10 protein-coding genes and 1 pseudogene are annotated in these 11,553 nt (G+C 70.8%); 6 read left to right on the top strand and 5 right to left on the bottom strand.

What is annotated here, in order from left to right; all coding sequences use genetic code 11:
• Positions 1–56: 56 nt before the first annotated feature.
• Both ACG00X_RS11840 and ACG00X_RS11835 read left to right on the top strand, forming a co-directional pair.
• Positions 57–1,829 carry a GGDEF domain-containing protein gene (locus ACG00X_RS11840; protein WP_394488384.1) on the top strand — a complete coding sequence of 591 codons (1,773 nt, stop codon included), beginning with the start codon at positions 57–59 and terminating at the stop codon, positions 1,827–1,829.
• A 92-nt stretch (positions 1,830–1,921) separates the two neighbouring features.
• Positions 1,922–2,116 carry a hypothetical protein gene (locus tag ACG00X_RS11835; protein ID WP_394488383.1) on the top strand — a complete coding sequence of 65 codons (195 nt, stop codon included), beginning with the start codon at positions 1,922–1,924 and terminating at the stop codon, positions 2,114–2,116.
• A 54-nt stretch (positions 2,117–2,170) separates the two neighbouring features.
• Here the strand turns inward: ACG00X_RS11835 and metW are convergent, their stop codons facing one another.
• From metW to ACG00X_RS11820, 3 genes are all read right to left on the bottom strand, one after another.
• Positions 2,171–2,746 (bottom strand): methionine biosynthesis protein MetW, encoded by a 576-nt coding sequence (metW, locus tag ACG00X_RS11830; protein WP_394488382.1) that lies wholly within the window; start codon positions 2,744–2,746, stop codon positions 2,171–2,173.
• A complete protein-coding gene (gene metX / locus ACG00X_RS11825) occupies positions 2,743–3,918 on the bottom strand; it encodes a homoserine O-succinyltransferase MetX (protein ID WP_394488381.1) in 1,176 nt (391 codons plus the stop codon). Before metX ends, metW begins: the two co-directional genes overlap by 4 nt.
• A gap of 550 nt (positions 3,919–4,468) precedes the next feature.
• Positions 4,469–6,028: a methyl-accepting chemotaxis protein gene (locus tag ACG00X_RS11820; RefSeq protein ID WP_394488380.1), complete on the bottom strand. Its 1,560-nt coding sequence runs from the start codon at positions 6,026–6,028 to the stop codon at positions 4,469–4,471.
• A gap of 204 nt (positions 6,029–6,232) precedes the next feature.
• Here ACG00X_RS11820 and ACG00X_RS11815 point away from each other — a divergent pair, with 204 nt between their 5' ends.
• The 4 genes and pseudogenes from ACG00X_RS11815 (at position 6,233) to ACG00X_RS11800 (ending at position 9,727) form a co-directional block, all read left to right on the top strand.
• Positions 6,233–7,177, top strand: a complete 945-nt coding sequence (locus ACG00X_RS11815; RefSeq protein WP_394488379.1) for an HlyD family secretion protein — start codon at positions 6,233–6,235, stop codon at positions 7,175–7,177.
• Positions 7,174–7,845 (top strand): annotated as a pseudogene (ccmA, locus tag ACG00X_RS11810) (heme ABC exporter ATP-binding protein CcmA); the annotation flags it as partial. The gene ACG00X_RS11815 and the pseudogene ccmA, both read left to right, overlap by 4 nt.
• Before the next feature lie 68 nt (positions 7,846–7,913).
• Positions 7,914–9,065, top strand: coding sequence for an ABC transporter permease (locus tag ACG00X_RS11805; RefSeq protein WP_394488378.1), 1,152 nt, complete (start codon positions 7,914–7,916; stop codon positions 9,063–9,065).
• 128 nt (positions 9,066–9,193) lie between these two features.
• Positions 9,194–9,727: a hypothetical protein gene (locus tag ACG00X_RS11800; protein WP_394488377.1), complete on the top strand. Its 534-nt coding sequence runs from the start codon at positions 9,194–9,196 to the stop codon at positions 9,725–9,727.
• Here the strand turns inward: ACG00X_RS11800 and ACG00X_RS11795 are convergent.
• Together ACG00X_RS11795 and ACG00X_RS11790 are read right to left on the bottom strand one after the other, a co-directional pair.
• Complete coding sequence (locus tag ACG00X_RS11795; protein ID WP_394488376.1) at positions 9,636–11,006, bottom strand: amidase; 1,371 nt, start codon at positions 11,004–11,006, stop codon at positions 9,636–9,638. The genes ACG00X_RS11800 and ACG00X_RS11795 overlap by 92 nt on opposite strands.
• Positions 11,003–11,530, bottom strand: a complete 528-nt coding sequence (locus ACG00X_RS11790; protein WP_394488375.1) for a peroxiredoxin — start codon at positions 11,528–11,530, stop codon at positions 11,003–11,005. Before ACG00X_RS11790 ends, ACG00X_RS11795 begins: the two co-directional genes overlap by 4 nt.
• Positions 11,531–11,553: the final 23 nt, after the last annotated feature.

The raw sequence follows: 11,553 nt of genomic DNA, 5'->3' as shown, positions 1-11,553 counted from the left end.
GTGGCGCATGCCGGCCAGTTTAGGCGCTCCAATAATGTGGGGTTCAACCCGCCACCATGCGCCTCACCCGACTGTTCCTGCTGACGACCGGCCTGCTGCTGGCCCTGGTCACCGCCTTGCTGCTGCGCTCCGTCTGGGCCGACTGGCTGCAGGTGGCGGCGGCCGAGCAGGGGCTGGCGGCCATGCAGCGCACCTATCTCGGCATGAAAGTCGCCGAGAAGGCCTCGGCCGAGCGCGGCCCGGCCATCCCGGTGCTGAACGACACCGAGCCGGCCGATCCCGCCAAGCGGGCGCGGCTGCTGGAATTCCGCCGCGTGACCGACGCCGCCTTCGACGAGGCGCTGGCCGCGCTGGTCGGCAGCGAAGACCCGGCGTCGCTCGCGGCGCGCGGCCAGCTGACCGAGGCCCGCCAGCAGCTGGCCCTGGGGCGCGCCGAGGTCGACCGCGTGGCCGCCCTGCCCCATGCCCAGCGCAGCGCGCCGGGCCAGCGGCTGACGCGCCGCCCCATCGACCTGATGTTCGCGGCCATCGACACGGTGCTGGCCGGCGTCACCGCGCAATCCGCCGCCGCCGAGGCCATCTACCCGGAGCTGACCATGCCCCTGGTCGGCGCCCGCTATGCCGCCGAGCTGCGTGAATACGCCGGCCGGCTGGGCTCGCAATTCACCGCACCGCTGGCCACCGGCCAGCCGCTGGGCCGTGAGGAGCAGCGCGACATCCCCATGCTGATGGGCCGCATCGAGCAGCTGCGCCAGCTCATCAGCCAGCAGGCGCGCGCGCGGCGTGCCGACACACCGCTGCAGGCCGCCATCACCGAGATGGAGATGCAGTACTTCGGCACCGGCCTGCCGTTCATCCGGCTGGTCACCGAGCGTGGGCTCACCGGCCAGGGCTACGGCATGGACTCGGCCGCCTTCGTCGCCGCCTACGTGCCGGCCATGAAGAGCATCGTCGGGCTGCGCGACGCGCTGTTCACCAGCGCCCGCGACGCCGCGCACGCCCGCGTGGCCGCCGCCCGCCGCGACATGGCCATCAACACCGGGCTGGGCCTGGCGGTGCTGGGCATCGAGCTGACGGTGTTCCTGCTCATCCGCCACCGTGTGCTGCTGCCGCTGCTGCGCGGCACGCGGGCGATGAACGCGATCCGGCAGGGCCGCGAGCTGCCCGACCGCGCGATGGCGCCCGTCACCCGGCACGACGAGATCGGCGACATGCAGCGCGCGGTCACCGCGCTGCATGAAGCCACGCAGCGGCGGCGCGCACTGGAGGCCGAGCGCGAGCAGCTCATCGCCCAGCTGCGCCACGCCAGCGACACCGACTTCCTGACCGGCCTGACCAACCGCCGCGCCTTTGCCGAGCAGGCCGCGGCCCTGCTGGCCCAGGCCCGCCGGCACGGCTGGCCGGTGGCGCTGATCGTCTTCGACCTCGACCACTTCAAGCGCGTCAACGACAGCCTCGGCCATCCGGCCGGCGACGCCGTGCTGCAAGGCGTGGCTGCGCTGGCCCGCACGCTGGTGCGTCAGGGCGAGCTGCTGGCCCGCCAGGGCGGCGAGGAGTTCGCCATCCTCGCCGGCAACTGCCGCCACGAGGAAGCGCTGCAGTTGGCGGAACGCCTGCGCGAGCGACTGGCCGACACGCCGCTGCCGCTGCCGGGCGGCGGGCAGACCACCGTGACCGCCAGCTTCGGCCTGGCCTCGGCCGAGACGCACGGCACCGCCGAACTCGACCGCCTGTACCGCGACGCCGACCGCGCGCTCTACCGCGCCAAGGCCGAAGGCCGCAACCGCGTGTGTTGCGCCGAAGCCGAAGACGCGCACGACCTGGCCTGAGCACGCCGCGCCCGCCGCCGCCTTGACCCGCCGCAAAGGCAGCTGAAGGCTTCGTTGGCGACACTCACGGGCATCATCACCGGAGCCCCCACATGAAAACCCTCCTCACCGCCGCCGCGCTCGCCGTCGCCCTGCTGGCCCCCACCGCCGAAGCCCGCGTGGTCACCAAACACCACGACAAGACGCACGCCAGCACCACCGTCAAGGCCAAGACGGCCAAGAAGTCCGGCACCAAGGCCAAGCACAAGAAGAAGCAAGGCAAGAAGAGCAAGAAGGCCTCCGCCTGAGCCCACCGCAGCGGCCGGGCGGCCGGGCGACTCGGCGGCGAATGAGGCTGCGGCCTACTCCCGCTCGAACTTGAACACCGCCACGCTGGCCGTCAGGTTGGGCAGCGTGCGCTGGACCTCGCCGTTCTGCAGGCCGAAGCTGTCGAGGATCTTGAGGCGGTTCTTGCGGGCGAGCACGCCGAAGTCGGCGAACGTGCCGACACGGATGTTGGGCGTGTCATACCACTCGTAGGGCAGCGCCCGCGTGACGGGCATGCGACCGAACAGCACCTGCAGCCGGTTGGGCCAGTGGGCGAAGTTGGGGAAGCTGACGATGCCCATCTTGCCCACGCGCGCCGTCTCCTGGAGCATGGCCTCGGCATTGCGCAGATGCTGCAGGGTTTCGAGCTGCAGCACGACGTCGAAGCTCTGGTCCTCGAAGATGGACAGGCCTTCCTCCAGGTTGCGCTGGATGACGTTGACGCCACGCTTCACGCAAGCCAGCAGGTTGGCGTCGTCCAGCTCCACGCCGTAGCCGGTGCAGCCCTTGTGCTTGATGAGGTGATCCAGCAACTCGCCGGTGCCGCAGCCCAGGTCCAGCACGCGCGAGCCGGGCGGCACGAGGTCGGCAATCGCCTGGTGGAAGCTCATACCGCCACCCCCTTGATCTGCAGGGGCCGGGCCGCCGGGCACAGGTTGCCGGCAATGCGCTCGAAGTAGGCCCGCAACACGCCGTGGTAGCGCGGGTCGTCGAGCAGGAAGGCGTCGTGGCCGTGCGGCGCATCGATCTCCGCATACGACACGTCCAGCCGGTTGTCGAGCAACGCCTTGACGATCTCGCGAGAGCGCGCCGGCGAGAAGCGCCAGTCGGTCGTGAAGCTTGCGACGAAGAACTTGGCCCGCGCCGACGCGAAGGCGCGCGTCAGGTCGCCGCCGTGCTCGGCCGCCGGGTCGAAATAGTCCAAGGCGCGGGTGATGAGCAGATAGGTATTGGCGTCGAAGTAGTCGCTGAACTTGTCACCCTGGTAGCGCAGGTAGCTTTCGATCTGGAACTCGATGTCCTGCGTCGTGTAGCCCAGCTCGCCGGTCTTGAGCTCGCGGCCGAATTTCTCGGCCATGGAGTCGTCGGACAGGTAGGTGATGTGGCCGATCATGCGCGCCACACGCAGGCCGCGCTTGGGGACGACGCCGTGCTCGTAGAAATGGCCGCCGTGGAAGTCGGGGTCGGTCACGATGGCGCGCCGCGCCACCTCGTTGAAGGCGATGTTCTGCGCCGACAGGTTGGGCGCCGTCGCGATGGCAATGCAGTGGGCCATGCGATCGGGGTAGCGCAGCGCCCAGTCCAGCGCCTGCATGCCGCCCAAGCTGCCGCCCAGCACGGCCGCCAGCTTCAGGATGCCGAAGCGCTCGACGACGCGGGCCTGGGCATCCACCCAGTCCTGCACCGTGACGACGGGGAAGTCCGCGCCCCAGGCCTTGCCGGTCGCCGGGTTGATGTGCATCGGGCCCGTGGAGCCGAAGCAGGAGCCGAGGTTGTTGACGCCGATGACGAAGAACTTGTCGGTGTCCAGCGGCTTGCCCGGGCCGATGAGGTTGTCCCACCAGCCTTCGCTCCTGGCCTGGCCCGCGTAGGTGCCGGCCACGTGGTGGCTGGCGTTCAGCGCGTGGCAGACGAGCACCGCGTTGCTGCGCTCGGCATTGAGCTGGCCGTAGGTCTCGACCATCAGGTCGTAGCTGGGCAGGCTCGCGCCGCTGCGCAGCTGCAGCGGCTCGTCGAAATGAAAACTCTGTGGCGACACGTCGCCGACGCTTCGGCCCGTCATGGCCTCACTCCAAAAAACAAAACCGGCGCCACTTGCGGGACGCCGGCTGACCGGAGCGCCCTGTTTAGCGGCATTTGTAGAGCGCCCGCAATCTGGAACAAATCGGCGCGGAGGGATTGTAGGCCCCTCGCCTGGTCATGCCGCGCTGGACGCGGGCATGACCAGTCGGTCCCCCGAGGGGACGGCGATGCCCGCGGCATCGAGCCGCGGGCACATCGCCAGACGGGCCGGCTTGGGGCGGCCCGGCGCTCGGCCCGAAGGTGCACCACGGCCGCGCTGGACGCGGGCATGACCAGTCGGTCTTGCAGACCGCGCAGCCGGCAGAGCGCCTGCTCTTCGGCAGGCACAACAAGTCCTCAGGACTTGCTGTGTCCGGCCTCAGCCCCCGAGGGGACGGCGATGCCCGCGGCATCGAGCCGCGGGCACATCGCCAGACGGGCCGGCTTGGGGCGGCCCGGCGCTCGGCCCGAAGGTGCACCACGGCCACGCTGGACGCGGGCATGACCAGGCGGTCTTGCAGACCGCGCAGCGGGCCGAGCACGGGGCTGCGTCAGAACCGGAACTGCGAGACCGCGCCGGTGAGCAGATGCAGCTGCTGGCGCAGGCTGTCGGCGGCGGCGGCGGACTCTTCCACCAGCGCGGCGTTCTGCTGCGTCATGTCCTCCAGGTGCGCCACCGCGCCGTTGATCTTGCCGATGCGCGCGCTCTGGTCGGCGGCGCCCTCCGCCACCTCGCCGATCATGTCGCTGACCTTCTGCACATGCTGGACGATCTCGTGCATCGTCATGCCCGCATGCTGCACCAGGCGAGCCCCGGCCTCGGTGCGCTCCACGCTCGCGGCGATGAGCGACTTGATCTCGCGCGCCGCGCCGGCCGAGCGCTGGGCCAGTGCCCGCACCTCGCTGGCGACGACGGCAAAACCCCGCCCCTGCTCGCCCGCGCGCGCTGCTTCGACGGCGGCGTTCAACGCCAGGATGTTGGTCTGGAAAGCGATGCTGTCGATGAGGCCCAGGATGTCGCCGATGCGCTGCGAGCTGGCGTTGATCTCGTCCATCGTCGTGACCACCGCGCCCACCTCGTCGCCGCCGCGCCGCGCCACCTCGGCCGCCCCTTCGGCCAGCTGCCGCGCCTTGCTGGCGGCCTCGGCGCCGTGGCGCACGCCGTTGGTGAGGTCGTCCATCGCGCTGGTCGTCTGCTGCAGACTGGAGGCGGCCTGCTCGGTGCGATGGCTGAGGTCCTGGTTGCCGGAGGCCACCTCGCTGCTGGCGGTCTCGATGCTCTGCGTCGACGTCTTCACCTGCCGCACGAGATCGCGCAAGCTGGTCTGCATGGCATCGAGCGCGCGCAGCAGGTCGGACGCCTCGTCGCGCCCCTCGACGCGGATGGTGTTGTCCAGGTCGCCGCCGGCGATGGATTGCGCCACCCCGCGCGCATAGCGCAGCGGGCTGGTGATGGTCGAGGAGTTCACCAGCGTCAGCGGCACCACCAGCAGCATGACGACCAACAGCACCGCGCCGGAGCGCCAGACGATGCGCGCCATCTCTGCCTCGAACGCCGCCTCCGAGGCCTTGGCCTGCTCCTGCATGAGACCGGCGAGCTGTTCGACGCGGCGCTCGATCTCCTGCATGGACGCCTTGGGGCGGTTCAGCATGCGGTCGGCCACGCGCGCGGTGTCGAAGCCACCGGCCTCGATCTGGCGCAGCACCGGCTGGGCGGCGGTGCGGTACTCCTGCAGGAACTTCTGCGCCTCGGCGGCGGCAGCGCGGTTGGCGGCCTGCGAGCCTTCCTGCATGGCCTGCAGTTCGGTCGTCAGGCGCTGGCCGGCCGCGTCCCAGCGCTGCAGGAACTGTCGCACCTGGTCGGCGTCCTCATAGGCGATGACCATCTGTTTTTCTTCGAGCCGCACATCCGCCAGCGCCTGGCGAACGGAGGCCAGATGCTGCAGGTCGCGCAGGCCGTGCGTCGTGATGTCGACGTTCAGCGCCATCAGCGCCCGGCCGCCCAGCAGGCCCGTCAGGCCCAGTGCCGCAAACATCGTCAACACCATCGCAATCGCGCCGTGCATGCGAGTGCGGATCGTGAAACCGCGCATCCAGGTCGCCAGGTTCATGCTCTCTTCTCCTTGCCGACTGCGGGCGGCAGCCACGATGACGGCTTGCTAATGGTTCTATCAGTGCCGGCGGGGCCGGGCCTCGCGCCAGGGCAGCTCATGGCCGACGATGATCGCGCCGCACCCTCGCCCGGGACATGACCAGGATCAAGCCCCGCCAGGCGCTCTGGCGTCGAAACTGCGGCCAATCGAGGAGTAATTCTCATGAAATCCATCCTTGTGTTGTCGACCGGCGTGCTGCTGGCGGGCTGCGGCGAACCGCCACCCAGCGGCTGGACGGGCTACGCCGAGGCGGAACTGGTCTACATCGCTCCGGCGGTCGCCGGCCGGCTGCAGGCGCTGGCGGTGCGCTCGGGCCAGGCCGTGGCGGCCGGGCAACCGCTGTTCGAACTGGATGCCACCCCGGATGTGGCGGCCGACGCCGAAGCTCGCGCACGGGCCGAGGGCGCTCAGGCGCAGGCGCTGGACGCCGACAAGGGCCGGCGTGAGCCCGAGCTGGCCATGAGCCGCGCGCAGCTGGACCAGGCCCATGCCGCAGAGCGCCTCGCGCGCACCGACCTCGCGCGCCAGCGCGAGCTGCTGGCCCAGGGCTTCGTCGCCCCGGCACGGGTGGACGACGCCGCCGCGGCGCTGGCCCAGGCCCGCGCCCGCGTGGCGGAGCTGGACGCGGCACTGCAGGTCGCCCGGCTGCCCGCCCGCGCGGACGCACGCACCGCCGCCCGCGCCCAGGCCCACGCGGCGCAGAGCGGCCAGGCCCAGACGGCGTGGCGGGTGGCACAGGCTCGCCAACGCGCGCCGATGGCCGCCCGGGTGCAGGACATCTACCTGCGCCCAGGCGAATGGGTGGCCGCCGGCCAGCCCGTGCTCGCCCTGCTGCCGCCGGACCATCGCAAGGCACGCTTCTATGTGCCGCAAGCCGCCCTGGGCACGTTGCGGCTGGACGGGCCGGTCCGCCTGCATTGCGACGGCTGCGGGAACGACATCCCGGCCCGCATCAGCTACATCGCCGACGGGCCGGAATACACCCCCCCGGTCATCTACGCCGACCACCAACGCGACAAGCTCGTCTTCCTTGTCGAAGCGCGCCCGGTGCGGGCGCAGGACGCCGAGCGGCTCCATCCGGGCCAGCCCCTGGACGTGCGGCCATGACGTCGCTGGCCATCGACGTGAAGGGGTTGCGCAAGGCCTACGGTGGTCGCCGCGTCGTTGACGGTGTGGACATGCAGGTCGCCCCGGGCCGGATCGTCGGCTTCCTCGGCCCCAACGGCAGTGGCAAGACCACGTCGCTGCGCATGTTGTGCGGCCTGTTGACGCCCGACGCCGGTGAAGGCCATGTGCTGGGGCTGGACTTCCGCCGCCAGGCGGCCGCCATCAAGCGCCAGGTCGGCTACATGACGCAGAAGTTCGGGCTCTACGAAGACCTGTCCCTGCGCGAGAACCTGGATTTCGTCGCCCGGCTGTTCTCCATGAACGACCGCCGCGCCGTGGTGGACGACGCACTGCAGCGGCTCGGCCTGCAGACGCGCGCAAGGCAACTGGCCGGATCGCTGTCGGGCGGCTGGAAGCAGCGCCTGGCGCTCGCCGCCTGCCTGCTCCACCGGCCCCACCTGCTGCTGCTGGACGAACCCACAGCCGGCGTCGATCCCAAGGCGCGCCGCGAGTTCTGGGACCAGATTCACGCGCTGGCCCAAAGCGGCATCACCGTGCTGGTCTCCACTCACTACATGGACGAGGCCGAGCGCTGCGACGAGCTCGTCTACATCGCGTATGGCCACGTGCTCGCACGCGGCACGGCCACGTCGATCGTGCGGGGCGCCCACGCCGCCAACCTGGAGGACGCCTTCGTCAAGCTGGTGGGCCAGGCGTCAGACAACTTCGCCACGCCATGACACGACGCATGCGCGGCTTGGCCGATGCGCTGGGGCGCCTGTACGCCATCGCGCTGAAGGAGGTGCAGCAGATGCTGCGCGACAAGCTCACGTTCGCGATGGCGGTGGGCGTGCCCATCCTGCAGCTCGTGCTGTTCGGCTATGCGATCAACACCGACCCCAAGGGGCTGCCCACGGCCATCGTGTCGCAGGACACCAGCCCGATGGCGCGCAGCCTCGTGGCGGCGCTGCAGACCAGCGGCTATTTCCGCGTCGTCGCCACCGGGCTGTCCGAGGCGCGCGGCGACAAGTTGCTGCAGCGCGGCGACATCCAGTTCCTGGTCGTCGTGCCGGACGACTTCGGCGCCCGCGTCGTGCGCGGCGAGCGGCCCGCGGTGCTGGTGGCGGCCGACGCCACCGACCCCTCCGCCGCGAGCAACGCCCTCGCCGCACTGGCGCGGCTGGGCCAGACCGCACTGGCCCGCGACCTGCGCGGCGTGCTGGCCTCGCGGGCACCGCAGGCGGCGCCGTTCGAGGTGCGCATCCAGCGCCGCTACAACCCCGAGGGGCTGTCGCGCTACAACATCGTCCCCGGCCTCGTCGGCACCATCCTGACCATGACCATGGTCATGCTGACGGCCCTGGCCATGACCCGTGAACGCGAGCGCGGCACGATGGAGAACCTGCTGGCGACGCCTGTGCGCCCCTTCGAGGTCATGGCCGGCAAGATCCTGCCCTACGTCGTGCTGGGCTATGTGCAGCTGGGCGTCATCCTCGGCGCGGCCTTTCTGCTGTTCGACGTGCCCATGTTGGGCAGCCTGCCGCTGCTGCTGGCGATGATCGGCGTGTTCATGCTGGCCAACCTGGGCGTGGGCTTCACGTTCTCCACGCTGGCACGCAACCAGCTGCAGGCGCTGCAGCTGACGTTCTTCTTCTTCCTGCCGTCGATGCTGCTGTCGGGCTTCATGTTCCCGTTCCGCGGCATGCCGGCCTGGGCTCAGCACCTGGGCGAGGTGCTGCCGCTGACGCACTTCCTGCGCATCGTGCGGGGCGTCATGCTCAAGGGCTCGGGCAGCGCCGAGCTGCTGCCCGAGCTGTGGCCCATGCTGGCCTTCCTGGCCGTGGCCGGCGGCGTTGCGCTGTGGCGCTACCAGCAGACCGTGGACTGATGCGCCGCCCGAAGCGGCCCATCGGCAACCCGTCGGCGGCACGCTGGCCATGACGCCTTCGTCGAGCGGTGCAAAATCCGCTCCTAACCATGCTTTCAAATGCTCTGCAACCGCCGCATCACCGAGTCGTGCGACCGAGTTTCGGCCGTGTGAGCGTGAGCGTGCATGGCCGCGTGATGCGGGCCATCGCCGAAGGCCCGTTCGATGCCGACCTGATGGCGGCCACCAAGCGGGCGCTCGCGCTGGCCGGCAAACGCCTGCCCGCCGACCGCCGTTTCTGTGACCTGATCGAGGTCCGTGGTAGCCTGCAGATGGATGCGAGCGCCCTGACGGAACTGGCGGCCGGCCTTCACGGCTTCGCGCGCCAGGGGCTGGTTGCGCTGTCCACTGTGTTCCTCGTGCAACCGGGCATCCCTGGCATGGAGCGGCTGAAGGCGCTGATGGACGTGTGGCGCGCCAGCCGGCCGGTGCGCCGGGCACACACGTTCGAGGCCGCCTGGGCGCTCATCAACGCCGACCTGCTCGCCGCCGGCCTGCCACCGCAGGCGCCAGCCGCCTCAGCGCAGGCGTTCAGAACGGCCAGCCACGTTGCGCCGGCCGCAACTGCTCCCACACCGCACCCAACGCCAGCACGCCGGCATCGTCGAACCGACGGCCAATGACCTGCAACCCGATGGGCAGGCCTGGCGCTGTGTAGCCCGCATTCAGGGCCAACGCCGGCTGCTCGCTCATGTTGAACGGCAGCGTGAAGGCGATGTGCTCGAACGGCCTGGCCGGGTCGTGCAGCGGGCTGGCCTGGTGGGCCGGGTAGGCGGGCATGGGCGAGACCGGTGACAGCACGAAGTCGAACGGCTCGCAGGCCGTGTTGGCGGCCTCACGCAGCGCCTGCATCTGGCTGTAGCCGTGGAAGACCGTGGAGCCGTCGTAGCTGGCCGCCGGTGCCACCCAGTCAAGGATGTAAGGCAGCACACGGGCGCGCCGCTCGGGCGGCAGTGCCGAGATGTCCAGCCAGGAGCGCATGCGCCAGAAGCGGTCGATGCCGTCGGCCATGGTGCGTGTCGTGAAGCCCGCCAGCGGCTCGACGATGGCACCCGCCCGCTCGAAGGCGTGCGCGGCGGCGGTGACGGCGGCCGCGACCTCGGCCTGCGCAGACTCGCCCCAGCCCGCATCCAGCATCAGGCCCAGGCGCAGGCCCTTCAGGTCGAGCGGCCGGGGCCGCACGTCGCCCGGCGGCAGCTGTGTCACGTCGCGCGCATCGGGGCGGGCGAGTGCCGCCAGCATCAGCGCGGCATCCGCCACCGTGCGCGTCAACGGCCCGGCCACGCGCCCGGCATAGGCCGGCTTGATGGGCACGCGGCCATGGCTGGGCTTGAGGCCGACCAGGCCGCACCAGCCCGCCGGCAGGCGGATGGAGCCGCCAATGTCGGTGCCCAGGTGCAGCGGGCCGTAGCCGGCGGCGGCAGCGGCGGCGGCCCCGGCGCTCGACCCGCCCGGCGTCATGGCCGGGTGCCAGGGGTTGCGCGCCGGCTCGGCGTAGAGGCTGGACAGGCCCGAGCTCAACATGCCGTAGTCGGGCATGGTGGTGCGCGCCCAGGCAATGGCGCCGGCCTCGCGCAGCCGTGCGGCGGGCGGGGCCTCGAAGTCGGCCGTCGCGTCAGTGGCCGTTGCCGCCGTGCCGAGCCGGTAGGCCACGCCGGGTACGGCGATGTTTTCCTTCAGCGTGACGGGCACACCGTCCAGCGGCAGCGCTGTGCCGGCCCGCCAGCGGGCCTCGCTGGCGCGGGCGGCCGCCAGTGCGCCGTCGACGTCGACCGCGCACAGCGCGTGCAACTCGCCTTCGCGCGCTGCGGCATGCGCCAGCACGGCCTGCATCACGTCCACCGGCGACAGCTCGCCGCGCGCGTACGCCGCCAGCAGCTCGGTGGCAGTGAGCTGGATCACTTCTTCAGCTGCTCGGCGGCCTTCAGCATCGCGTCGATGTGGCCGTCGGGGCTCATGCTGGCGTGCACGGCGGCGATCTTGCCGTCGGTGCCGATCAGGTAGGACACGCGGTCGGCCATCGTGCCGGGCACCATCTTCAGGAACACGTCGTAGTCCTTGATGACTTTGCCGGCCGCATCGGCGCCGACGGCGAACTTGCTGCGGCAGGCCTCGACGCTGAACTTCTTCAGCGTGTCGATGTTGTCGTTGGACATGCCGATGACGGTGGTGTTCAGCGCCTTGAACTTGTCGGTCGCCTCGGCGAACTGGTGGGCCTCGACCGTGCAGCCGCTGGTGAAGGCCTTGGGGTAGAAATACACCACCACCGGGCCCTTCTTCAGCGCCTCGGCAAGGCTGAACTTGAAGGGCTGGCCGCCGACGGCAGCTTCGGTCGTGAAGTCGGGGGCCGGCGCGCCGACATTGAGGGCGGCGTGGGCCGTGGGGATCAGGAAAGCCGCGAGCAGCACGGTCAGCAGACGGGACATGAAGCGCACCTCGGTGTTGGAGA

It is taken from the genome of Pelomonas nitida, assembly GCF_043555975.1.
GTDB lineage: Bacteria > Pseudomonadota > Gammaproteobacteria > Burkholderiales > Burkholderiaceae_C > Pelomonas > Pelomonas nitida.
The sequence above is the reverse complement of the archived record's forward strand: the minus strand, read 5'-3'. Positions and strand labels throughout refer to the sequence as shown.

Excerpts from the sequence above, each read along its gene's own strand:
- metX (WP_394488381.1), bottom strand. The coding sequence starts at position 3,918 with ATGACGGGCCGAAGCGTCGGCGACGTGTCGCCACAGAGTTTTCATTTC.
- ACG00X_RS11815 (WP_394488379.1), top strand. The coding sequence starts at position 6,233 with ATGAAATCCATCCTTGTGTTGTCGACCGGCGTGCTGCTGGCGGGCTGC.
- ACG00X_RS11840 (WP_394488384.1), top strand. The coding sequence starts at position 57 with ATGCGCCTCACCCGACTGTTCCTGCTGACGACCGGCCTGCTGCTGGCC.
- metW (WP_394488382.1), bottom strand. The coding sequence starts at position 2,746 with ATGAGCTTCCACCAGGCGATTGCCGACCTCGTGCCGCCCGGCTCGCGC.
- ACG00X_RS11820 (WP_394488380.1), bottom strand. The coding sequence starts at position 6,028 with ATGAACCTGGCGACCTGGATGCGCGGTTTCACGATCCGCACTCGCATG.
- ACG00X_RS11805 (WP_394488378.1), top strand. The coding sequence starts at position 7,914 with ATGACACGACGCATGCGCGGCTTGGCCGATGCGCTGGGGCGCCTGTAC.
- ACG00X_RS11790 (WP_394488375.1), bottom strand. The coding sequence starts at position 11,530 with ATGTCCCGTCTGCTGACCGTGCTGCTCGCGGCTTTCCTGATCCCCACG.
- ACG00X_RS11835 (WP_394488383.1), top strand. The coding sequence starts at position 1,922 with ATGAAAACCCTCCTCACCGCCGCCGCGCTCGCCGTCGCCCTGCTGGCC.